The sequence below is a fragment of the Sphingobium sp. GW456-12-10-14-TSB1 genome (assembly GCF_059424385.1).
This window is the reverse complement of sequence record NZ_JBWKZI010000001.1, coordinates 2,485,001-2,507,355: the sequence shown is the minus strand read 5'-3', so window position 1 is coordinate 2,507,355 and position 22,355 is coordinate 2,485,001. Positions and strand designations below refer to the sequence as shown.

General features: G+C 64.6%; 27 protein-coding genes (1 of these 27 cut by a window edge). 18 read left to right on the top strand and 9 right to left on the bottom strand.

What is annotated here, in order from left to right; all coding sequences use genetic code 11:
* Positions 1-20: 20 nt before the first annotated feature.
* Both tolQ and AC07X9_RS12260 read right to left on the bottom strand, forming a co-directional pair.
* Positions 21-728, bottom strand: coding sequence for a protein TolQ (tolQ, locus tag AC07X9_RS12265; RefSeq protein WP_017182969.1), 708 nt, complete (start codon positions 726-728; stop codon positions 21-23).
* Positions 725-1,195 carry a YbgC/FadM family acyl-CoA thioesterase gene (locus tag AC07X9_RS12260; RefSeq protein WP_019053468.1) on the bottom strand — a complete coding sequence of 157 codons (471 nt, stop codon included), beginning with the start codon at positions 1,193-1,195 and terminating at the stop codon, positions 725-727. The genes tolQ and AC07X9_RS12260 overlap by 4 nt, the downstream gene beginning before the upstream one ends.
* 169 nt (positions 1,196-1,364) lie before the next feature.
* Here AC07X9_RS12260 and AC07X9_RS12255 point away from each other — a divergent pair, with 169 nt between their 5' ends.
* Positions 1,365-2,243, top strand: a complete 879-nt coding sequence (locus AC07X9_RS12255; RefSeq protein WP_026002363.1) for a 3-hydroxyacyl-CoA dehydrogenase NAD-binding domain-containing protein — start codon at positions 1,365-1,367, stop codon at positions 2,241-2,243.
* A gap of 180 nt (positions 2,244-2,423) precedes the next feature.
* Here AC07X9_RS12255 and pspF read toward each other — a convergent pair whose 3' ends face one another.
* Positions 2,424-3,443: a phage shock protein operon transcriptional activator gene (gene pspF / locus AC07X9_RS12250; protein ID WP_017182973.1), complete on the bottom strand. Its 1,020-nt coding sequence runs from the start codon at positions 3,441-3,443 to the stop codon at positions 2,424-2,426.
* Positions 3,444-3,628: 185 nt separating this feature from the next.
* Here pspF and AC07X9_RS12245 point away from each other — a divergent pair, with 185 nt between their 5' ends.
* Genes AC07X9_RS12245 through AC07X9_RS12200 form a run of 10 tightly spaced genes read left to right on the top strand, consistent with a single transcriptional unit; the run spans position 3,629 to position 7,396 of the window.
* Positions 3,629-3,802 carry a hypothetical protein gene (locus AC07X9_RS12245; protein WP_017182974.1) on the top strand — a complete coding sequence of 58 codons (174 nt, stop codon included), beginning with the start codon at positions 3,629-3,631 and terminating at the stop codon, positions 3,800-3,802.
* Between the two features lie 41 nt (positions 3,803-3,843).
* A complete protein-coding gene (pspA, locus tag AC07X9_RS12240; RefSeq protein ID WP_017182975.1) occupies positions 3,844-4,512 on the top strand; it encodes a phage shock protein PspA in 669 nt (222 codons plus the stop codon).
* 4 nt (positions 4,513-4,516) lie between these two features.
* The gene (gene pspB / locus AC07X9_RS12235; protein ID WP_017182976.1) at positions 4,517-4,798 is read left to right on the top strand and encodes an envelope stress response membrane protein PspB; all 282 of its coding nucleotides are present in this window, start codon (positions 4,517-4,519) and stop codon (positions 4,796-4,798) included.
* A 1-nt stretch (position 4,799) separates the two neighbouring features.
* Entirely contained in the window at positions 4,800-5,180 is a 381-nt protein-coding gene (pspC, locus tag AC07X9_RS12230) for an envelope stress response membrane protein PspC (protein ID WP_006953513.1), read from the top strand.
* A gap of 35 nt (positions 5,181-5,215) precedes the next feature.
* On the top strand, positions 5,216-5,506 hold the full coding sequence (locus AC07X9_RS12225) for a hypothetical protein (RefSeq protein ID WP_017182978.1): 291 nt from the start codon (positions 5,216-5,218) through the stop codon (positions 5,504-5,506).
* A 24-nt stretch (positions 5,507-5,530) separates the two neighbouring features.
* Positions 5,531-5,842 carry a hypothetical protein gene (locus AC07X9_RS12220; protein WP_017182979.1) on the top strand — a complete coding sequence of 104 codons (312 nt, stop codon included), beginning with the start codon at positions 5,531-5,533 and terminating at the stop codon, positions 5,840-5,842.
* Between the two features lie 26 nt (positions 5,843-5,868).
* Complete coding sequence (locus AC07X9_RS12215; protein ID WP_017182980.1) at positions 5,869-6,120, top strand: hypothetical protein; 252 nt, start codon at positions 5,869-5,871, stop codon at positions 6,118-6,120.
* Between the two features lie 28 nt (positions 6,121-6,148).
* Positions 6,149-6,382 carry a hypothetical protein gene (locus AC07X9_RS12210; protein ID WP_017182981.1) on the top strand — a complete coding sequence of 78 codons (234 nt, stop codon included), beginning with the start codon at positions 6,149-6,151 and terminating at the stop codon, positions 6,380-6,382.
* A gap of 51 nt (positions 6,383-6,433) precedes the next feature.
* On the top strand, positions 6,434-6,850 hold the full coding sequence (locus tag AC07X9_RS12205) for a SufE family protein (protein WP_017182982.1): 417 nt from the start codon (positions 6,434-6,436) through the stop codon (positions 6,848-6,850).
* A gap of 54 nt (positions 6,851-6,904) precedes the next feature.
* Complete coding sequence (locus tag AC07X9_RS12200; protein ID WP_017182983.1) at positions 6,905-7,396, top strand: hypothetical protein; 492 nt, start codon at positions 6,905-6,907, stop codon at positions 7,394-7,396.
* 19 nt (positions 7,397-7,415) lie between these two features.
* Here the strand turns inward: AC07X9_RS12200 and ggt are convergent, their stop codons facing one another.
* The 3 genes from ggt to AC07X9_RS12185 form a co-directional block, all read right to left on the bottom strand.
* Positions 7,416-9,116, bottom strand: coding sequence for a gamma-glutamyltransferase (gene ggt, locus AC07X9_RS12195; protein ID WP_017182984.1), 1,701 nt, complete (start codon positions 9,114-9,116; stop codon positions 7,416-7,418).
* 242 nt (positions 9,117-9,358) lie between these two features.
* Positions 9,359-9,898 carry an inorganic diphosphatase gene (gene ppa / locus AC07X9_RS12190; RefSeq protein WP_017182985.1) on the bottom strand — a complete coding sequence of 180 codons (540 nt, stop codon included), beginning with the start codon at positions 9,896-9,898 and terminating at the stop codon, positions 9,359-9,361.
* 35 nt (positions 9,899-9,933) lie between these two features.
* Complete coding sequence (locus AC07X9_RS12185) at positions 9,934-11,865, bottom strand: M61 family metallopeptidase (RefSeq protein ID WP_017182986.1); 1,932 nt, start codon at positions 11,863-11,865, stop codon at positions 9,934-9,936.
* Between the two features lie 138 nt (positions 11,866-12,003).
* On the opposite strand from AC07X9_RS12185, the gene hisS reads away from it, so the two are divergent.
* The 6 genes from hisS (at position 12,004) to AC07X9_RS12155 (ending at position 19,784) form a co-directional block, all read left to right on the top strand.
* On the top strand, positions 12,004-13,329 hold the full coding sequence (gene hisS, locus AC07X9_RS12180; protein WP_017182987.1) for a histidine--tRNA ligase: 1,326 nt from the start codon (positions 12,004-12,006) through the stop codon (positions 13,327-13,329).
* A gap of 133 nt (positions 13,330-13,462) precedes the next feature.
* On the top strand, positions 13,463-14,554 hold the full coding sequence (prfA, locus tag AC07X9_RS12175) for a peptide chain release factor 1 (RefSeq protein ID WP_017182988.1): 1,092 nt from the start codon (positions 13,463-13,465) through the stop codon (positions 14,552-14,554).
* Between the two features lie 23 nt (positions 14,555-14,577).
* On the top strand, positions 14,578-15,420 hold the full coding sequence (prmC, locus tag AC07X9_RS12170) for a peptide chain release factor N(5)-glutamine methyltransferase (protein WP_017182989.1): 843 nt from the start codon (positions 14,578-14,580) through the stop codon (positions 15,418-15,420).
* Between the two features lie 291 nt (positions 15,421-15,711).
* Positions 15,712-16,650: a DUF4167 domain-containing protein gene (locus AC07X9_RS12165; protein ID WP_017182990.1), complete on the top strand. Its 939-nt coding sequence runs from the start codon at positions 15,712-15,714 to the stop codon at positions 16,648-16,650.
* 129 nt (positions 16,651-16,779) lie between these two features.
* Positions 16,780-18,180: a DUF4139 domain-containing protein gene (locus tag AC07X9_RS12160; RefSeq protein WP_017182991.1), complete on the top strand. Its 1,401-nt coding sequence runs from the start codon at positions 16,780-16,782 to the stop codon at positions 18,178-18,180.
* 95 nt (positions 18,181-18,275) lie between these two features.
* A complete protein-coding gene (locus AC07X9_RS12155) occupies positions 18,276-19,784 on the top strand; it encodes a DUF4139 domain-containing protein (RefSeq protein ID WP_017182992.1) in 1,509 nt (502 codons plus the stop codon).
* A gap of 4 nt (positions 19,785-19,788) precedes the next feature.
* Here AC07X9_RS12155 and AC07X9_RS12150 read toward each other — a convergent pair whose 3' ends face one another.
* Positions 19,789-20,166 carry an acyl-CoA thioesterase gene (locus tag AC07X9_RS12150; protein ID WP_017182993.1) on the bottom strand — a complete coding sequence of 126 codons (378 nt, stop codon included), beginning with the start codon at positions 20,164-20,166 and terminating at the stop codon, positions 19,789-19,791.
* Positions 20,147-20,458 carry a hypothetical protein gene (locus AC07X9_RS12145; protein ID WP_017182994.1) on the bottom strand — a complete coding sequence of 104 codons (312 nt, stop codon included), beginning with the start codon at positions 20,456-20,458 and terminating at the stop codon, positions 20,147-20,149. The genes AC07X9_RS12150 and AC07X9_RS12145 overlap by 20 nt, the downstream gene beginning before the upstream one ends.
* Positions 20,459-20,529: 71 nt before the next feature.
* Here AC07X9_RS12145 and AC07X9_RS12140 point away from each other — a divergent pair, with 71 nt between their 5' ends.
* A complete protein-coding gene (locus AC07X9_RS12140) occupies positions 20,530-20,958 on the top strand; it encodes a CBS domain-containing protein (protein ID WP_017182995.1) in 429 nt (142 codons plus the stop codon).
* A 46-nt stretch (positions 20,959-21,004) separates the two neighbouring features.
* On the opposite strand, the gene AC07X9_RS12135 is transcribed toward AC07X9_RS12140, so the two are convergent.
* Positions 21,005-22,355, bottom strand: the 3' portion of a protein-coding gene (locus tag AC07X9_RS12135) for a lipopolysaccharide biosynthesis protein (RefSeq protein WP_017182996.1). Its footprint extends 137 nt past the window's final position; the window shows 1,351 of its 1,488 coding nt (coding positions 138-1,488); its start codon lies off the right edge, out of view — the gene reads right to left on this strand; its stop codon occupies positions 21,005-21,007.

Here is a 22,355-nt window from a genome sequence, read left to right as displayed (position 1 = left end):
GACGGTGTGTGTGGGGTGCATCACCGCTGCGCCTCCAGTTCGCGGCTGAGGGTGGCGTAGAAGCCGTCGGCAAAGCGGGTCAGGCGCGATTCCATGCGGTTGATGCCATGGCTGAAGCGGTTATAGGCGATGACCGCCGGGATCGCCGCGAACAGGCCGATCGCGGTGGCGAACAGCGCTTCGGCAATGCCCGGCGCGACCACCGCGAGCGAGCTATTCTGTTCCGCCGCGATCGCGGTGAAGGCGCGCATGATGCCCCAGACGGTGCCGAACAGGCCGACGAAGGGCGCGACCGATCCGACCGTCGCCAATATGTTGAGCCGGTCGGACAGCCGGTCAACCTCCGCCGCGATCGTGCTGGACATGGTCGTCGCCAGCCGGTCGCGCGTGCCGTCGCGGTCGATCACCTTCTGCGCGGTCGATCGACGCCATTCGGTGACGCCGGCGGCCATCACCTTGGCCGCGGGATAGTCCGCCTTGCCGCGCGCTTCGTAGAAGCGGTCAATATCCTCCGCCTTCCAGAAATCCTGCTCGAAACTCTTGCTATGCTTGCTGGCGCGGCGGAGCGTCACGGAAAAGCCGATGATGATCGCCCAGGTCCAGATGCTGGCCAGCAACAGGCCCAGCATCACGCCCTTCACGACGATGTCGGCCTGAAGAAACAGGGCTAGCGGGGAAATGGTCGCGGCGTCGGCCACCGCGGCGACGTCTGGCAGGTTGAGGGTCATGGGTGGAAATCTTCCCCTTGGCAAAGGCGGCTGAAAATATCGGTCCAGGCTTTGGGTTGCCGTTGCGGGCGACCCTGCGGCGTCAACCAGGCGACCGATATGGTAGCGTCGGTCAACTGTTCTTCGGCGCGCATGACTGATTGATGAATGGCGCAGGTCGCCGCGCCCACCTGCACCACCCGGCTGACGACCATCAGGTCATCGTCCAGGCGCGCGGGGCGGCGGTAGCGGATCGTGAGGTCGGTGACGGCATAGACGCCCGTGCCACTGTCATGCGCGGCGCGCTGGTCGATGCCGGCGGCACGCAGCATGTCGGACCGGGCGCGCTCCATATAGCGCAGATAATTGGCGTGATAGACCAGGCCCGACAGGTCGGTATCCTCAAAATAGATGCGCAGCGGGAAGTGATGCACGGCAGCGACAAAGCGTCCGGTCGCCGGCATGGGCATCTGGTCTGAAACGGGCATGGGCGGCTTTTAACCATGGCGCACCGTTCAGGCAAAGGCGGAAACGTCTGTTTCTCGCGCTGGTAGCGCATTTTGTCGCCTGTGCTTTTTGGCGCGCGCACGCCTCTGGTCCCCGGACGGCACGAAGGCTAGGGAGTGGGCGCGAGTCAGAATGTGGGAGAAGGCCAGGATGACGGATATTCAAACGGTAGGTGTGATCGGCGCAGGGCAGATGGGCGCGGGGATCGCGCAGGTTGCGGCGCAGGCGGGGTATGAGGTGATCCTGTCGGACGTCGACCTGCCGCGCGCGCAAAAGGGCCGCGACGGCATCATTCGCCTGCTCGCCAAAGGCGTGGAGAAGGGCAAGATCGCCCAGAGCGACGCGGATGAGGCGATCGCGCGGATCACCCCGGTGGGCGAAATCGCGCCGCTGGCGGACGCGCAGCTGGTGATCGAGGCGGCGACCGAGCGTGAGGAGATCAAGCGCGCGATCTTCACCAATGTCGGGCCGCTGCTGGCCGCTGACGCGATCCTGGCGACCAACACATCGTCCATTCCCATCACCCGCCTGGCGCAGGCCGCGCCGGATGCGGGGCGCTTTGTCGGCGTGCATTTCTTCAACCCCGTGCCGGTGATGGTGCTGGTAGAGGTCATTCGCGGCCTGGCCACCACGCCCGAAACGGTCGCGGCGGTCGAGGGCTTTGCGGGCCGGATCGGCAAGACGGTGGTGCAGGCGTTCGATGCGCCGGGCTTCGTCGTCAACCGCATATTGCTGCCGATGCTGAACGAGGCGGTGTTCGTGTTGGGCGAGGGCGTGGGCAGCGTGGTCGACATCGACATGGGGTGCAAGCTGGGCCTCAATCATCCCATGGGTCCGCTGACGCTATTGGATTTCGTCGGGCTGGATACGGCGCTGGAAATCCTCAACGTGTTCCTGAGCACGACGGGCGATCCCAAATATCGCCCGGCGCCGCTGCTGGTCAAATATGTCGAAGCGGGCTGGTATGGCCGCAAGACCGGGCGGGGATTTTACGACTATTCGGGCGCGGAGCCTGTGCCGACGCGGTGAGGGGCGTGAGGAAGGCAGTGCTATAGTCGGGCTGCCTTCCTCAGGGCATCGTCTTCCATTTCTCCGTCATCCTGACGAAAGTCAGGATCCATTCGGCGCTCCTGTTGCGTGACGATCCGGCCTAGCGTCGAATGGATTCCAGCTTTCGCTGGGATGACGACGGTGGAGGGGGCGGGGAGGTTATCCCGCGCCCAGTCCATGTTTTTTCATGCAGTGGCGTAGCTGGTCGTAGGTCAGGCCCAGCCCCTTGGCAGTGGCGCGCTGGTTGTAGCGGTGGCGGTCTAGCGCGGCGCGGATGATGGCGGCTTCGTGCGCGTCGACGGCAGCTTTCAGGTCGCTGATGGTTTCGATGGCGGGGGCTGGCGCTGGCGCGGGGGTGCTGTCGCCCGATGGCGCGGACGCGCCGGGCATCAGTGGCTTGGGCTTCCAGGGGGAGGCGAAGGGGTCGAAGGTCAGGCGGTCGATCGGCTTGCCCGGTTCGTCCCAGCGATAGACGGCCCGTTCCACCACATTGCGCAGTTCGCGGACATTGCCAGGCCAGCCATAGGCTTCGAGTTGCGCGGCACAGACGGGGGAAAAGCCGGGCCATTGCGGCCAGTTGAGTTCGGCGGCCATGCGCCGCCCGAAATGGTCGGCCAGCACCGGAATATCGCCTTCCCGTGCGCGCAGCGGTGGCAGGGTGATGACTTCGAAACTCAGCCGATCGAGCAGGTCGGGGCGGAAGCGCCCGGCATCGGCGGCGGCGGGCAGATCATCATTGGTCGCCGCCACGATCCGCACGTCCACCCGCAGCGGTTTCGACGCGCCGATCCGGGTCACTTCGCCATATTCGATCACGCGCAGCAGTCTTTCCTGCGCCGCCATTGAAAGCGTACCCAATTCGTCCAGAAACAGCGTGCCGCCATCGGCTTCCTCGAACCGGCCGGGCCGGGCGCGGTTCGCGCCGGTGAACGCGCCCTGTTCATGGCCGAACAGTTCGGCTTCTATAAGGGTTTCGGGCAGGGCGGCGCAGTTCATGACGATCAGCGGCTCGCCCCAGCGCGGGGAGAGGTGATGGAGCCGCTCGGCAATCAGTTCCTTGCCGGTCCCGCGCTCGCCGATCACCAGCACCGGGCGGTTGAGTTCGGCTGCGCGGCCCGCCAGTTCGACCGCGTCGAGAAAGGCGAAGGACTGGCCGACAAATTGGGTGTTTTTCTCCATGTCCCAACTTATGGTGAAATTTCCCACCTTTTGGCAAGGAATATTCTGGCACGGGCCTGGGAAAGGGCAGAAAAATGGCGCAAATCCGCGCTTTTCCGAAATTGGCACGCCCCCTGCAAAGCTACAGGCAATCCGCACAGACACAAGCGGAACGTCACGAAGGCCAAGGTTCAGGGAGTTATATCATGGAAAAGAACAACAACAGCATTCGCGAAATCGGCCAGCTGATGTCGGTCGCCGTCGCTGCGCTGCTGTTCGGATCGACCCTGATCCTGTCAGCGGTCGGCCCGGCCCGCGCCAGCGAAGCGCCGGCGTCCGCCAGTCAGGCGGCCCCCATGGCCCTGTGCTATCTGGCCTAAGGTCGCCGCCCCCAAAGCATAAGATAAGGAGTGAAGTTCAGATGGGTATTTTTTCCCGCACCCGCGACATCATCGCCGCCAACGTCACCGACCTGCTCGACAAGGCCGAAGACCCGGCGAAGATGATCCGCATGATCATCCTCGAAATGGAGGAAACCCTGGTCGAGGTGCGCGCGTCCGCCGCCCGCACGATCGCCGACCAGAAGGAAATGCGCCGCCACATCGCCAAGCTGACTGCCCTGCAGGACAGCTGGACCGAGAAGGCGCAGCTGGCCTTGTCCAAGGATCGCGAGGATCTGGCCAAGGCGGCCCTGGTCGAACGCCAGAAGGCGACCGACATGGCCGAGCATCTGGCCCATGAGATCGAAACCCTGGACGAGGCGCTGAAAGCGGCCGAAGAGGATATTTCCAAGCTGCAGGGCAAGCTGCGCGAAGCCCGCGCCCGCCAGAACAGCCTGGTCACCCGGATGCAGAGCGCGGAAAACCGCCTGCGGGTGCGCGAAGCCTATGCCGGCGAGAAGGTGAACGAGGCGTTTGCACGCTTCGACATGCTCGAAAGCCGGGTCGATCTGGCCGAAGGCCGCGCCGATGCGATGGCGCTGGGCGGCACGCCCAAGACGCTGGAGGAAGAGATTGCCGAGCTGAAGTCCGCCGACAAGGTGGATGCCGATCTGGCTGCGCTCAAGGCGTCCATGAACAAGGGAGCCTGATATCATGGAGGACATATTCCTGCCCATCATGATCTGCGGCATGTTGTTCATCGGCATGCCGTGGCTGATCTTCCACTATGTCACCAAATGGAAGCAGGCGCCCAAGATCACCGACGAGGATGAGAAGCTGCTGGATGAACTCCACCTTCTCGCCCGCCGCCTGGAAGAAAGGCTGATGACGGTCGAACGGATCGTCGCCGCCGACAACCCCGATTTCCGTCCGCGCCGCCCGGCACCCGATGCCGACCTGGGCGACGACGATTACAGCTTCGACCGGAGGAACTGAGATGACCGCCCGCCGCACCAAATTCTACCTCAACAAGGCCAATGGCAAATGGTCGGGCGTGTGCGCTGGCATCGCCGACTATAGCGGGATCGACGTCGTCTGGGTCCGTGTCGGCGCGGTGCTGATCACCCTGATGGGGGCTTTCCCCTGGACGCTGATCGCCTATTTCGCCGCCGTCTATTTCGCCGATGACAAGCCCAAGGGCCTCTATTCGGACCGGGATGACGAGAAATTCTGGCAGGGCGTGCGGACCAATCCGACCCGCTCCACCCGCGATGTCCGGTCCAAGTTCCGCGACATCGACCGCCGCCTGGCTGACATCGAAATCTACTATACCAGCCGCAACACGCGCCTGGCGGACGAGATCGACAGCCTGCGCTGAGCAGATCCGGGGCAGAATAACAGGGAGTTAAACCCATGAATTTCGGTGGACCTTTCTTTGTCCTGGCGATCATCGCCATGTCGACCCTGGGCTGGATGTTCACCACCTGGGTCCGTGCCCGCCACGGTTATCCGGTGGAAAATGAATGGACCGGCACCGTTGATCGAACGGACGGCGACGCTGGTCGAAAAATCGCCCTGTTGTCGGGTGAAAACGAAAAGCTGATGGGCCGCATCAGCCGCCTGGAGGAACGCATTGCCGTGCTGGAACGGATCGCCACCGATCCGGCCATCCGCACCGCGCGCGAAATCGAGGGGCTGCGCTGAGCGCGGTGCAAGGGAGTAGAGATCATGTTTCCATTTGCAGATTTCGCGCCGGTCGTCTTTGCCGTCGGATCGCTGGCGATCGTCGGCTGGGTGTTCACGACCTGGCTGCGCGTCAAGAACGGCTATCCGCTCGACGGCGCATGGGGGCAGGCGGTCTATCCGCAGAAGAATGAGGAAATGGTCGAGCGGGTGAAGCTGCTCAGCCAGGAAAATGCCCAGCTGCGCGCCGAAATCGGATCGATGAAGGATCGGCTGGCCGTGGTCGAGCGGATCGTCACCGACGAAAGCCACCAGCTCAATCGCGAAATCGAACGGCTGCGCAGCCCGGCCAACTGAGCGCGCGGTCAAAGGGAGAAATCATCATGAACCCGTTTGAAATGGTCGTCGCCATCATTGCGATCACCGCCATCGCCAGCGTCCTGCGCGCCAAATATGGCGTCGTGCGCCGGCACAAGGGCGAAGAATTCATCGCCCGCGGGCCGGACCCGGAAGCCGAACGGCTGCGTGCCGAGGTGAAGGCGCTGAAAGACCGCGTCGCGGTGCTGGAGCGTCTGGCGACCGATGGCACCAGCGCACTGGAACGCGAATTCGAGAAATTGCGGGACCGCGATTGAACGCGGCCCAAAGCCCAGGGAGGCTATCATGCAGGACCCCGCTCTCTATCTGACGATTGCATTGGCCGGACTGGCCGGCCTTTCCATCGTGACCATGGCCACTTTGCGCGGCTGGAACGGCTGGCTGGAATTGAAGCGCGCGGAACTGGGGCATCGCGGCGAAGCGAGCGCGCCCCCGTCGGCCGCCGCGCGGATCGAGGTCGCCGACCTTAAGGAACGCATCCGCAAGCTGGAAGCGATCGCGGCGGGCGTGGATTTGTAAAAGTCCAAAAGGCAGGTTCCCCGCCGCGCAAATCCCCCTATATGGGCGGCCATGACCGATCCAAGCGCCCTGGCCGATATTTACGAAGAATATGAATTTCTGGACGCGGACGACCGCTATCGTCTGCTGATCGATCTGGGCCGGGCGCTCGAACCCATGCCCGACGCGCTCAAGACCGATGCGACGCTGGTGCGTGGCTGTTCGGCGGCAGTGTGGGTCTATCCCACCGTGCTGGACGATGGGAGGCTGCATTTCCTGGCCGACAGCAACGCCGCGATCACCAAGGGGATCATCGCGCTGGTGCTGCTGACCGTGCAGGACAAAAGTCCCGCCACGATCGGCGCTGCGGACATAGAGGGGGCGCTGGCCCCGTTCGACCTCAAAAATCAGCTGAGTTCCAACCGGACCCAGGGCATCCCCAACATGATCGCCCTGATCCGCGACACAGCGGCGCGGTACAGCGCTTAAAGGGAAACCTGCATCAAGTTGCGGCGTTGAATGTCCCGACAAGGAGATTCAGTCATGCGCCATTTCATCGCCATTACAGCCATTGGGCTGCTCGCGGCCTGTTCGTCGGGCGACAAGGGGCCGACCCAGCGGGACACGATCGGCCAGACGTGGAAATATGAGGCCGGGTCGGGCGGCAAGCCCAAGCTGGCCTATATCGGCAGCGCCAATGCGGTGCCGACGATGACGGCGGCGGACACGTTCGCGGTCATGCTGGTCCAGCCGATGGACAATGGCGAAAAGTCGGTGACGGTGAAGCTGGTCGGCGCGCCGTTCCAGTGCGACCTGTCCGATTGCGCCGTAACCGCGACGGCCGATGGCGGCCGGCCGCTGCGCTGGAAGGGGCGGATGACCGACGCCAAGGACGGGATCGAGATATTGCCGTCGCAAAACGCCTATGAGGCGATCGCCAAGGCGCAGACGGTATCGGTCAATCTGGTGACCGGGCCGAAGGATCAGAGCGCGCCCTTTGCCTTCAACGTCGCCGGGCTGGATTTGAAGGGGTGATGCAACGACGGTTGCCCATTCACTCCTGCAATGACACGCCGGGGCTGCGCGGGTCGGCTGCGCCGATCCAGTGGCCATCGGGCGCGCGTTCGGCGGCGTTGGCTTTCAGGCCAAGGCGCGAGACGGTGACGCGGTGGCCCAGCTTCTCCAGCGGCGCCTGCATCGTTTCCAGCCCGGTGCCCTGTTCCAGCACCAGCCCGTCGCCGTTGAAGAAGATGAGGCCCATCGCGATCGAATCCTGCGCCGACATGCCCCAGTCGAAATGGGCGATCAGCGCCTTGGCCACCTGCATGATGATGGTCTTGCCGCCCGCCGCGCCGACGGTGAAGATGGGCGTCCCCTTGGCATCATAGACGATGGTGGGCGACATGGAGGAAAGGGGCCGCTTGCCCGGCCCCACGGCGTTGGCGACCGGCGCGCCATCCTTTTCCGGCGTGAAGCTGAAATCGGTCAGTTCATTGTTGAGGATGACGCCGTTGGCGACCAGCTGGCTGCCGAAAAAGCTTTCGATGGTGGATGTCCAGGCGGCGATGTCGCCATTGCGGTCGACCGCGACGAAATGGCTGGTGCCGCTTTCGGGCTGGGGCAGCGACGCGGTGCGCGGCTGCGCGCCGGGCGGGGTGCCAGGCTGATAGTCATTGAGCGCCTTGTTGAGGCGGATGCGGGCGGAGCGTTGCTTGAGATAGGTCGGGTCGATCAGGCCGCTGATCGGCACGGCGACGAAATCGGGATCGCCAAGCCAGGTGCCGCGATCGGCATAGGCCAGTTGCATCGCTTCGCCGATGACGTGCCAGGAGCGCGGATCATCCTTGCCCCAAGCGCTAAGCGGAAAGCGCTCCACCATGCCCAATATCTGGAGCACGGTAATGCCGCCGCCCGATGCCGGTCCCATGCCGCACACGGTATAGACGCGATATGTCCCGCAGACCGGCTTGCGCGGCTTGGCCTGATAGGCGGCGATGTCCGCTTCGGTCATCGGCACCGGGTTTTTGGGGGCGTTGGTGACCGCCTGCGCCATCAGCCGGGCATTGTCGCCGGTGTAGAAGGCGTCCGGCCCCTCCGCCGCGATCCGTTTGAACAGCGCGGCGAGCGGCGGATTTTTGAGGATCGTGCCCATCGGCGCGGGCTTGCCGTCGATCCAGAAATATTTCTGGATTTCGGGGAAGTCGGCCCAGACCCCCGCCACCGCCTTCATCGCCGTGTCGAGCCGCTGGCGTACCTCAAATCCCTCCTCCGCCGCGCGGATCGCGGGCTGGAACAGGTCGGCCCAGGGCAGCTTGCCCCATTTCCTGTGGGCGTCCCACGCCAGACGCAGATTGCCCGGCACGCCGACGGAATAGCCGCCGGGCCAGGCGTTGCGGAAGGACAACGGCTTGCCATCGGCGCCCATGAAGCGGTCGGGCCGGGCGGCGGCGGGCGCGGTTTCGCGACCGTCGATCGATTCCAGCACGCCGCTCTGCCCGTCATGATGCATCAGGAAACCGCCGCCGCCGATGCCGCTATTATGCGGTTCGACGACATTGAGCGTCAGCATCATCGCGATGGCCGCGTCCGTCGCGCTGCCGCCCTTGCGCAATATCTCCTGCCCGGCGGCAGCGGCGCGCGGATCGGCGGCGGAGACGGTGGCGTTGGTCGATACCGGCTCGCGCGCCATGGCGGGCAACGGCAGGGTGGCGATAAGGGCGATGGGGGCCAGCAGGCCGAGCGGGCGGAATTTCATGCCCGCTACCCTACGCATTGCGTTGCCTGCCGCAACCCTTTGACGATGCCAATAGCGGGCAGGCGGACTGCGCTTTATGACAATCCTGCCTTTGCACGGGAGGCGACACCCCTCCACCATTCGCTTCGCGAACGGTCCCTACCCCCTTGCAGGGGAGGATTTTGCGGGACTGCATTGCCACAAAAAAGGCCGCGCAGTTTGCACCGCGCGGCCTTTTCGATTCGATCGGACAAGCGGACGTTTCAGTCCTTCTTGGTCGCCTGATAGCGGGCAATGGCTTCCAGCGTGATCTGCCGGGCGTCCTCAGCGCCGCCCCAGGTGCCGATCCGCACCCATTTGGTCTTTTCCAAGTCCTTGTAATGGGTGAAGAAATGTTCGATCTGTTCCATCACGATGCCGGGCAGGTCATCCTTTTCGCCCACGTCGGCATAATAAGGGAAGGTCTTGTTGTCCGGCACGCAGACCAGCTTTTCGTCGCCGCCCGCTTCATCTTCCAGGTTCAGCACCGCGATCGGGCGTGCGCGGACGACCGAACCGGGGACGAAGGGCGAGCGCGCGATGACGAGTGCGTCCAGAGGATCGCCATCGGGCGACAGCGTGTGCGGCACGAAGCCGTAATTGGCCGGATAGCGCATCGGCGTGTGCAGGATGCGATCCACGAACAGCGCGCCCGACGCCTTGTCGAACTCATATTTCACCGGTTCGCCGCCGACCGGAACTTCGATGATGACATTCAGGCTGTTGGGCGGATCATCGCCAACCGGAATCAGTTCGATATTCATGGATACGCCTTTTGTTGCACTTGGCTTCGGGGTGTTTATGTTTTCGGTTTGAGCAGCTTGTCGAGGCTGCCCTCACCCTCTCCTGTCTTTTCGAGGCGCGGATAGCGCAGCCCGCCCGAATAATCGAGTGACAAAGTGCGGTAATATTTGTCCTTCTTTAGGATGATCTGGAACGGCGCCTTGGCCTTGATCGCCGCCTTGAACACGTCGCCCGAATATTCATCGCCATTGACTGCCACGATCTTGGCGCCGACCAGCAGGCCCGCCTTGAATGCCGGGCTGTCCCAGATGACGCTGCTGATTTCGCCGTCATTCTTGACGATCAGGCCGATGCCATAGCTTTGGTCGACAATCTTGTTCGCGCCTTCGGCCGCTTTGGTAATGGCATTGGGGGTGTCGCCATAGACCAGCTTGTACCCGCCCATGGTGAAGCCGCCCTTGGGCGTTTCGCGCGTCGGACTGTCCACATAGGTCTGGAAGAAACCGGCCCAGTCATAGGGCGCGATGCCGTTCAGCGTGTTGATGACATCCTGCCGGTTATAGACAAGTTCGCCCCAGTCGCCCGGCTTCACGCCGAAAAAGGCCTTGGCGAAATCGTCCAGCCCCTTGGCGCCCCTGGTCTGCTTGCGGATGATCGCGTCGGCCTCCAGCCAGATCATCAGCCCTTCATTATAATAGTCCTCCGACCGCTGCCAGCTGACCCAGCCCTTGGGCCGGCGGGCGGAAATGATGGGATCATGCGTCGTATCCTCCATCGGCCGCCATTGCCGACCGACCGTGGTGTCCAGCCTGGCCGCGATCTGGGCATAGGCGTCGAGCGTTTCCTGCTTGGTGAACAGGCCCGACCGCGCGCCCAGCACATAGCCCCAGAATTGCGTCTGCCCTTCATAGACCCACAGCAGATTGTCCTGCATCGGCGTGCGGAAATCGGGGGTCCATAGCAGGTCGGGGCGGCGGAACTTGCCGTCCCAGCTATGGGTGAATTCATGGGGCAGCAGGTTGCGGTCCAGCAACGCCTCGCCATCGCTCCATTTCTTGAAATAGCCCGGTTCGACCTGATTTTCCGAGCTGCGATGATGCTCCAGGCCAATGCCGCCCATTTCGTCGGTGATGGCGAGCAGGAAATCATAATGGTCGAAATGATAGCTGCCGAACAGCGCGCCCGCTTCGTCCACTAGCCTTTTGTGCTTGGCGATCTGTTCCGGGGTATAGACCAGTTCGTCGGCATCATCGGCCACGATGTTGAGCGTGACATTGTTTCCCAGATCCACCGCCTTGAAATGCTCGCCGGCAAAGACGGGCGAATCCTGCAACGCTTCATAGTCGATCACGTCATAGGCGACGGTATCGCCGGTCCGTTTGCCCCGCAGCGCGGTCGCGGCCTGCCAGCCGGCGGGATAGGTGACGGTCGCCTGCACCGGGATCTGGCGGGTATAATAGCCCGCCGGATAGAGCGAGACCGCTTCCCACTGGATATTCTGCATCTTGGGCGTCACGACGACGCGGCCCTGATTGCCCGCGGTCGCGGACAGGAACTGGAACTGGGCGACGACCTGTTTCGTCCCCTGCGGTACGTCGATGACGAAGCCGTAGACGTTCAGCGGATCGCGCTTCCAGCTGAGCGGCTTGCCATCGGCGGTGAAGGTCAGGCCGTTCAGCTTTTCCAGCTGGCCGCGCGGGGCGTGATTGCCCGGCAACCATTCGGGCATCAGCAGCGTCATCGGCCCGCTGGTCGCGACCGGGATCGTCTCCCTCACGCGGAAGATGCGCTGGGTCGTGTCGCTGGCGTCAACCTCCAGCTTGATGGTGCCGCCGGGATAGGGAATGTCCTTTGGCGCGGGGGTTGCGTCGTTGACCGGCAGGGCGGTGGGTTTGGACCGGATCGCTTCCTGGGCGGCTAGCGGGCTGGCGATCGCCAGGGAAATGCCCGTTGTCAGGCAAAGGGCGGCAGCAAGGCTGCGGATCATGAACGTCTCCGAAAATACAGGCTGGGCCGGACGGCCCTCATGCCGTCACAATGGCCTTGTCTCTTGGCCTCGTCCACCCCTTGCGCTGACCCAAATATTCATTTCACCCGGCCTGAAATGAAGCTAAAGGCCCGGCATATGGCGAAAATCGAAACCCCGCGCCCGGTTCGCGGCACGCAAGACATGTTGGGCGGCACAGCAGAAGCGTTTGCGGAACGCTTTGCGCATGTGGTCGCAACCTTTGACCGGGTGCGCAAACTTTACGGCTTTCAGCGGGTAGAGGTGCCGGTATTCGAATCCACCGCCGTATTCGCCCGGTCGCTGGGCGAATCCACCGATGTCGTGTCGAAGGAAATGTACACGTTCGAGGATCGCGGCGGCGATTCCATCACGTTGCGCCCGGAATTTACCGCCGGGATCAGCCGCGCCTATATTACCGAGGGCTGGCAGCAATATGCGCCGCTCAAGGTGGCGACGCATGGCCCGCTGTTCCGCTACGAACGGCCGCAAAAGGGCCGCTTCCGCCAGTTTCACCAGCTCGACGCTGAAATCATCGGCGCGGCCGAGCCGGGCGCGGACGTCGAATTGCTGGTGTTCGCGGACCAGTTGCTCAAGGAACTGGGCATTGACGACGGCGTGACGCTGACGCTCAACACGCTGGGCGACGCGGCCAGCCGCGAAGCCTGGCGCGCCGCGCTGATCGCGCATTTCGAGGCGCATCGCGGGGACTTGTCGGAGGATAGCGTCGATCGGCTGGCGAAGAATCCGCTGCGCATCCTCGACAGCAAAGACCCGCGCGACCGCCCCGTCGCCGACAGCGCGCCCGACATCGACGCCTATCTGACCGACGAGGCGCGTAGCTTTTTCGAGAAGGTGACGAGCGGCCTGGATGCGGCGGGCGTCGCATGGGAACGCAATGCCCGGCTGGTCCGCGGCCTCGATTATTATCGCCACACCGCGTTCGAGTTCGTCACCGACCGGCTGGGCGCGCAAGGCACGGTGCTGGGTGGCGGACGCTATGACGGGCTGATCGAGAATCTGGGCGGCCCGGCGACGCCTGCGGTCGGCTGGGCAGCGGGGATCGAGCGGCTGGCGATGCTGGTGGATGCGCCGGAGGTGGAGAAGCCGACCGTCGCCATCATCCCGATGGGCGAAGCCGCCGAAGCGAGGGCCACCGGCATCATTGCCGATCTGCGTCGCGCCGGTATCGCCTGCGACATGGGCTTTCGCGGCAATATGAAAAAGCGGATGCAGCGTGCCAATGCTTCAGGCGCGCTGTTTGCTGCTATTTTGGGCGATGATGAAATCGCCAAAGGGGTCATGGCGCTCAAAAATCTGCGGTCGGGTGAACAGCAGGAAGTGCCACTGGCTTCTCCTTATGACTTGTTGAAGATGCTGGTGGTTGGCGAAGGCATGGCTCGAAATCCAGCGCTGCTGGAAGGCGCAAAGGCAATGGTCGACTGATGCCGACCCACGCCCATCGCGCCACTCCATTCCCGTTCGCCCTGAGCCTGTCGAAGGGCCGTCGTTCTGCCGCGCGCAGGGCAGGGCAGGGCTTCGACAGGCTCAGCCCGAACGGTTTGGGGGTGGGTGCCTAATGCACATCTCCGCCGAACGCATTGCGCAGATCGAGGCGCGCCGGGATGAGGTGCAGGCGTCGATGACGCGGGCCGATCTGCCCGCCGACGCGTTTGTGCGCCTGTCCAAGGAATATGCCGAGATCGAGCCGGTGGCCCGCGCCGCGCATGAAGTGCGGCGTTTGCGGCAGGAACTGGCTGCGCTCGATTATATGACGGGGGGCGCGGATGCGGACGCGGACCCGCTGATGCGCGAAATGGCGCAGGAGGAGATGCAGATCCTCAAGAGCCAGCTGCCCGCCGCCGAACGGGCGCTGGCGCTGCAATTGCTGCCCCGCGATTCGGCCGATGCGCGCCCGGCCATGCTGGAAATCCGCGCCGGGACTGGCGGGGACGAGGCGGCGTTGTTCGCGGGCGACCTGTTCCGCATGTATCAGCGCTATGCCGATTCGGTCGGCTGGAAGATGGAGCTGATGTCCGCCAACCCCTCCGAAGCGGGCGGGTATAAGGAAGTCGTCGCGTCCGTCACCGGCACCGGCGTGTTTGCGAAACTGAAGTTTGAAAGCGGCGTCCACCGCGTCCAGCGCGTGCCCGTCACCGAAAGCGGCGGGCGCATCCACACATCGGCGGCGACCGTTGCGGTGCTGCCGGAGCCGGAGGAGGTCGACGTCCAGATCGCCGACAGCGACCTGAAGATCGACATATATCGCGCGTCGGGCGCTGGCGGCCAGCACGTCAACACCACCGATTCGGCGGTCCGCATCACCCATTTGCCCAGCGGTCTGGTCGTGATCCAGCAGGACGAACGGTCCCAGCACAAGAATAAGGCCAAGGCGATGCAGGTGCTGCGCGCGCGCCTCTACGAAGCCGAACGCGAACGCACCCAGAGCGAGCAGGCCGGGGCGCGCAAGGCGATGGTGGGATCGGGCGACCGTTCCGAACGCATCCGCACCTATAATTTCCCGCAAGGGCGCGTCACCGACCATCGCATCAACCTGACGCTGCATCGCCTGCCGGAGATATTGGAAGGGCCGGGGCTGGCCGAAGTGATCGACGCGCTGATTGCGGAGGATGAAGCCGCCCGGCTGGCGCAACTGGATGGGATCGGTTGAGCGGCATCGCAGGGGACGGGGGCATGGCCGACGCCCTGCGCGCCGCCACTGCCCGGATCAGCGCCGCCAGCGATACCCCGCGCCTGGACGCGGAATTGCTGATGGCCCATGCGCTGGGGCTTTCCCGCAACGCGTTGCTGCTGCGCCAGCGCGACCTGCGCGTCCCGCCCGGCTTTGCGGCGCTGACGGATCGCCGCGTCGCGGGGGAGCCGGTCGCCTATATTACGGGCTTTCGCGATTTCTGGACGATCAGCCTGGCCGTCACCCCCGACGTCCTTATCCCGCGCCCGGACAGCGAAACGCTGATCGAGGCGGCGGTCGCCCATTTCACGGCGCGCGCGCCGCGATCCATCCTCGACCTTGGCACAGGCTCCGGCGCGTTGCTGCTGGCGGCGCTAAGCGAATGGCCCGATGCTCACGGGCTGGGCGTCGACGCTTCGCCCGGCGCGCTGGCGGTGGCGCAAGGCAATGCGGAACGGCTGGGGCTGGCGGGCCGCGCGACCTTCCGCCCCGGCGACTGGGCGCAGGGCATTGACGGGCGCTTCGACCTGATCCTGATCAACCCGCCCTATATCGCGCGCAGCGTCGCGCTGGCGGGCGATGTGCTGCATGAGCCGGACAGCGCGCTGTTCGCGGGGGTTGAGGGGCTGGACGACTATCGCCGGATCGTGCCCGACCTGCCCCGCCTGATCGCGCCGGACGGCATGGCCGCGATCGAGATCGGCTATGATCAGAAGGATGCGGTTTCCGCGCTGCTGGGCGATGCGGGGCTGGCCGTCCGGGCGCTGCAAGACCTTGCCGGGCATGATCGTTGTCTGGTCGCAACCATGTCCAAAGGGACAGGCGCAATGCAATTAACGCCGTGACAAGCGGAAATTGCTTGGTTTCTTCAGCGAAAGTCTCTACATAGACAGCAGGGATGGCACTATATCGTGATATGGTTAGTTTAGGCCATTGATAGAAAAAGCCATTTTCTACGCTCCTGACAGTCATGACGGCGCTGCTGCCCGGCGCCGCTGGCATCTTGAGGCACTGGCCCTTTGAACCGGCCATGCCCTGCGGAGCCGTATCCGGCCTGATGTGCGGGCCGTGCTTGGGGATGGCGACGGAACAGAGTTTTCAGCCAATATGATGACAGCGAACGCAAGGATCATGTCTTGATCAACAACCGGCAGGCCGGTCGCCGCAATCGCGGCCGGAACAATAATAACAATGGACGTCCCAATAATGGTGGCAATCGCGGCGGGGGCGATAGCGGTAACCGCATCGACAACCGCGCGCGGGGCAATGCGGCCCAGCTTCTTGAGAAATACAAGAATATGGCGCGCGATGCCCAGATGGCGGGCGACCGGGTGAATGCGGAATATTATCTGCAATTTGCCGACCATTATTTCCGCGTCCTGGCCGACAATCGCGCCCGGCAGGAAGAGCAGCAGGCCAATCAGCCGCAGCGTCACCGCCGCCCGGACGAGAATTTCGACGAGGATGGCGACGATTTCGACGGCGTCGCTGACGGTGTCGACGAATTCCGCACCGATTCTGCCTCCTATGATCGCACCCCGCGCGAACAGCCCGACCGGGGCCAGCGGGACTATAATGACCGCGCGTCGCGCGATCAGGACCGTGCCCCGCGCGACAATGACCGCGCCGCGCGCGATCAGGGCGATCGTCCGCAGCGCGACCAGAATCGCCGTCAGGACGAATCACGCGATAGTCGCGAGGATCGTGGTCGCGACGATCGTGGCCGTGAAGATCGCGGCCCGCGCCGTGACCGTCCGCGTCGCGACCGTCCCGTCTTTGCCGAAGCGCAGCCGCAGGTCGAACAGCCCGCGCCTGCTCCTGTCGCAGCGCCGGTCGTAGAGGCTGCACCCGTCCAGCAGGCACCCGCGCCGCAGAGCGAAGAAGCGCCCCGTCCGCGCCGTGGCCGTCCGCGCAAGGTCGTCGAACCGGCAGCCGCCGAAGCGACCGAGGGTCTGGACATGGCGATCCTGCCGCCCTCGATCGCGCGGGCCGACAATGACAGCGAAGCCAGCGAGGAGGCGCCCAAGAAGCGCACCCGCCGCCCCCGCGCCACGACGACGCAGGCGGCCGAATAAGCCGCATCGCCGCATCCGGCATGAAAAAGGGGACGACGCCAAGCGCGCCGTCCCCTTTTTCATGCCCGCTTCCCAAGTCGGGCCGCTTGCGGCACAAGGCAACGACATTGTTGGGAGAGACCTGGCCCCATGACCGCCCTTCGCCTGTTCGTGCCGCTTTTATGTGCCCTCCCCATTGCTGCGCTGGCGCAGGACGCCGCCGATCCGACCGGGGCTTCGGCCCAGGGTGATGTTGCGGTCACCATCTATAATGGCGGCCAGTCGCTGGTGCAGGATGACCGGCAACTGGCGATGACGCAGGGGCGCAACCGCATCGAATTTCCCGATGTGTCCGCGCGCATCCGGCCTGAGACCGTCACCCTGTCTGGGCCGGGCATCGCGATCGTCGAACAGAATTTCGACTATGATCTGCTGTCGCCCGACAAGCTGATGGACAAGGCCGTCGGGCAGGAGGTGACGCTGGTGCGCACCAATCCGGCGACCGGCGCGGAAACGCGCGAGCGGGCCAAGATACTCGCGGCTAATGGCGGCATCGTCCTGCAGATCGGCGCGCGGATCGAGGTGCTGCGTGACGATGGCCTGCCGGTGCGGGTGATATTCGATCGGGTGCCGCCCAATTTGCGCGCCAAGCCGACCCTGTCGGTCACGGTCGATGCGGCGCGCGGTGGCACGGTGCCGACCCGCTTGTCCTACCTGACCCCCAATATGGGCTGGACCGCCGACTATGTCGCGCTGTTCGACGCCGCCAAGGGCGCGATGGACATGCAGGGCTGGGTCACGCTGACCAACAATACCGGCACGACCTTCAACAATGCGCGGACCATCCTGGTCGCGGGCAATCCCGCCAATGGAGGCGGTCGCCGCAACTGGTGGCAATCGGGCAGCGGCGCGATCGACCAGGCGGGAACGGAAAGCGGCCCGCGCGAGCGGCTGGGCGACTATTATCTCTATCCGCTGGAGCGCCGCACGACGATCGCCAATGCGCAGCAGAAACAGGTGAGTTTTCTGGACGTGAAGGGCGCACCGGCGCGGGCGACCTATGAATATCTCAACCCCTGGCTCGGCAGTTCAGCCGAACCGCGGAGTGCGTCGAGCGTGCTGAAATTCTCGACATCCAAACAGGGCGGGCTTGGCGATCAACTGCCCGCGGGCACGATCCGCGTCTATATGCGCGACGCGCGCGGCGATCCGCAATTCATCGGCGAAAACAGCATCGACCATACGCCGATGGGATCGTCGATGGCGCTGCGCACGGGCGAGGCGTTCGACGTCAAGGTCCGGCCAACGGTCGAACAGCGCATGAAAAAGGGCGGATCGCGCTGGGAAACACGGATGCGCTATACGCTGACCAACGCCCGGCCCGAAGCAATCACGATCGATCTGGCGCAGGACGGGCTGTGGGGCGACACCCGCGTCACCGCGCAGAGCGTGGAAGGGCGGCGCGTGTCGGCCGACCGGATGGAATGGAGCGTGCCTGTCCCAGCCAACGGGTCGATCGACCTGACCGTCACGTTCGAATCGCGCTACTGAAGCGGGTCGTAGTGCGGCTTTTGCGATATTGGGCGCCTGTTCCCGCCTTCGCGGGTTGGCTTTTGACGCTGTCTCTTTGTGCCATTGCTCCATCGGTGCAGGCCGATACCGTCATTTCCACCCGGATCGATGCCGTGTCGGTCACCGTCTATCGCGCGCCGGACCGCGCGGCTGGCGCGATCGATCGTGACTGGCCGGGCGGCTATGCACTGGTCACCGAAACCCGCACGGTCGATCTGCCGCAGGGCGAATCGGTCGTCCGGTTCGAAGGGGTGGCCGAAGGGCTGATGCCCGAAACCGCCATCCTGACCGGCATGCCGCGCGGCGTGCGGGAGAAGAATCGCGATGCGCGGCTGCTGTCGCCCGCAGGGTTGGTCGACGCCTATCTCAAGCGCCGCGTCACGCTGCGCCGCACCGACCGCGCCACCGGCAAGGTGACCGAGCAGGACGCGATACTGAGCGCCGGGCCGACCGGCGGTGTGATCGTCCACACAGAGCAGGGCTATGAAGCGCTGGGGTGCAGCGGCCTGCCCGAAAGGATGCTCTACCCACAGGCACCCAAGGATCTGTCGCCGCGTCCGACGCTGTCGGTGATTGCGACCAGTGATCGGGCGACCCGCGCGACGTTGCAACTCACCTATCTGGCCGAGGGGTTCGACTGGTCCGCTTCCTATGTCGCCGACATGCAGGGGGATGGCAGCAGGCTGGACCTGATGGCTTGGTTGACGGTCGCCAATGGCGGCGTCACCGGCTTTGCCGACGCCCAGCTCAACGTCATCGCCGGACAGCCCCATCGCCAGCCACGCGGGGATCAGCCACGGCCCACCGGCGGCCCGCTGCGCCTGACCTGCTGGCCGATGGACATTACCAGCACCCATCCGCGCTGGAACCTGTTTCCTGTCGAGATGCCCCCGGCAATGATGGCGGACGGCGCGCAGGAGATCATGGTGACGGCGCAGCGCGCGACCGGAGCGGTCCTTTCGCCGATGGCTGTTGCCGCTCCGCCGCCGCCCGCGCCGGTCGTGGCGGAACAGGAGGATCTGGGCGATCTGAAATTCTACCGCGTGCCCGTGTCCGTGACGGTCGCCGCCAGCAGCCAGAAGCAGGTCGCGCTGCTGCGCCAGCCCGGCGTCAAGGTCGAGCGCCTTTACGCCGCGACGGTCAGCGGGGCATCGGGCGCGGGCGAATCCCGGCCGATGACGCTGCGGTTGCGGCTACAGAATCGCAAGGATGATGGTCTTGGCCTGCCCATGCCGTCAGGGCGCGTCGCGGTTTTCGAGCAGGTGGGCGATATGCGCCTGCTGGCCGGGGAGGCGGACATTGGCGACAAGGCGGAAGGTGAACGGATCGACTATGACCTCGCTGAAAGCGCGGACGTCCGCATTGCGGTGCGGCCAATGGGGTCGACGCGCGAGCGCCCGGACTGGACGATCGCGCTCAGCAACGCCCGGCCATTCGACGTGATCGCCGAAGTCACCATCCCGCACGACATAGAGCCCCGCCCGAAGGACATGGAGCGGCGCGGCAATGCATGGATCTGGCGAGTCACAGTCCCCGCCAATGGCAAGGCCGACCTTACCTATACGCGGCGTTTGCCGCGCTGAGCTTTCAGGCGTCGGGCAGGGGCCGGGGCCGGTGATTTTCGTCCAGCGCGACGAAGGTGAACAGCCCGCTGGTCAGGTCCACCTGCTCCTCCTGCGGTCCGCGAACCGCCACCACGTCGATGCGGATGGCGACCGACGTGCGGCCCCGCCGCTCTTCATGGGCGTAGACCGACACGACATCCCCCAGCAATATGGGGGTGATGAACTTCATGCTTTCGATCGCGACGGTCGCAACCGCGCCCTGCGCGATCCGATGGGCGATGATGCCGCCCGCAATGTCCATCTGGCTGAGTACCCAGCCGCCGAAAATATGGCCATTGGCGTTGATGTCCGCCAGCCGCGGCATCACGCGCAACACGACATCACCGCGCGTCTTGGTCATGCTCTGGCACCTCATCCTTGATCCGGTCGATTACCTGTTCATCATGCCCGGTGCCGCTGGACAGGAAAACCAGCGCCATCAGGCCGGTTCCCAGCATGAAGGTCAACCATACGCCCAAAATCGTGGCGATGACCATGTGGATCGGCATCGGCCCGGCCCATAGCCGCAGGAAGATGAGCGAAGCCGCCACGCAGGCCGCGCCCCCCGCGGCCATCCACAGCATGATGCGGCGAAACCGCGTCCATGCGGCTGCGGCAATTTGTGGATCGTCGAGGGCTTGTTTGCGTGTCATCTCTTTTCTTTGGCTTACGAAAATGTGATCATCAAGCATTGAGACATAATGTCCAGGAAAGGAGAGCGGTCATGACCATCGCGGCGATATTGGAGGGCAAGGGGCGTGACGTCATCCAGGTGCGATCGACCGACAGCGTGCTGTCCGTCGTGACGCTGCTGGCGGAACAGCGGATCGGTTGCGTGCCGGTGGTGGATGACGGGCAGGTAGTCGGGATATTTTCCGAGCGCGACCTGGTCTATCGCGTCGCGACCGAAGGCGCGGCGGCGCTGGAGCGTCCCGTTGCGGAAGTGATGACCGCCCCTGCCATCACCATTGACGACGACACGCCGGTCATGGCGGGCCTGTCGCTGATGACCAAGCGGCGCATCCGCCACCTGCCGGTCGTCGTCGGCGGCGAATTGATCGGGCTGATTTCGATCGGCGATCTCGTCAAGTTCCGCATCGACCGGATCGAGGCGGAAGCGGCCGCTCTGCGCGACTATATCCAGACCGCCTGAAAGACGGGCTCGACACGCGCTTTTGCGCGCCTGTCGGGCCACATTCTCAGGCGGGCGCCTGAACCGGCGACGCGCGGCGAATCACCAGCGCGACCAGTTCCATCAGCGTGCCCCGCGCGCACAGCATCAGCGCGGCGAGGAAGGCTATGCCCCCCGTCGGCACCAGCACGGCAAGCCGCACCGGCGCAGCCAGCGGCGGCAGGATGCGATCGACCGCCAGCACGACGCCCGCCATCAGGATCGCGCAGCCCAGCCCCGGCGCAGCGGCCCGCACCAGATCGATCAGGCGCAGGCCCATCGGCGCCCCGGCGAGCCGCGCCGTCACGATCGTCAGGATCGGAAATGCGCCGAGCCACGCCCAGGCAAGGCCAATCGCGCCGAAGGAGATGCCGATCAGGAAGGCGACCGGCATCAGCACCGCGCCGACGCCCGCGATTCGCGCGGTCGTGCCGGGGCGGCCCAGCGCATTGCTGACCGGCGCAAACATCACCTGCAACGTCATGAACGGCATGGCCAGCGCCAGCACCGCGACGAAGGGGGCCATCTCCAGCCATTTCGCCCCGAACAATGTTTCGACCAAAGGCTCTGCGGTCACGGCCATGCCCAGATAGACCGGGCAGGATATGAGCAGCAGCAGCCGCACGGCCTTGCAAAAGGACCAGGCAACGCGCGATGGGTCTTTCTGCATCCGCGCATAGGCGGGAAAGGCGACGTCGTTGAGCGGCGGGATGAACTTGCTGACGAAAATCTGGGTCAGGAACAGCGCTTCGGCATACAGGCCCAGCTGGTGCGGCTCCAGCACCCGTCCGCCGATGAAAATATCCGCCTGGCTCTGGATGATCCAGAAAAGCTGGCCGCCCAGCAGCGAAGCGCCATAGGCGACCATCGCGCCAGTGCCGCGAAAATCGAATGTGGGAATCGGCCGGAACCCGGTCGCCAGCACATAGCCCAGCCCCTTGACCCAGAAGCCCGCGATCGGCGCGAACACCAATGTCCATACGCCCCAGCCCGACAGCGCGCCGACCAGCGCCACGGCGGCGGAGGCGATGGCGGCGATCAGGTTGACCAGGGCAGGCCGCTTGAAATCGAGCGCCCGCCCCATGATCGCTTCGGGAATCGAGATGAAGGGAGTGGAGAGGTAGAGCAAAGCCTGCACCCGCAGCAGGTCGGCGACCATCGGCTGGTCGTAATAATCCGCCGCGATCGGCGCGATTCCGAGCTGGAGCAAGGCCAGGCTGCCATTGAGCAGCAGCATGATGGTGAAGGCTTGCCGCAGGCGGTGCGAATCCAGCTTGTCCGACTGCACCAGTGCGCTGACCAGCCCATAGCCGTTGAGGAAGGTGGCGAAATTCAAGATCACCTGGGTCATCGCGAACAGGCCGTAATCGCTCGGATCG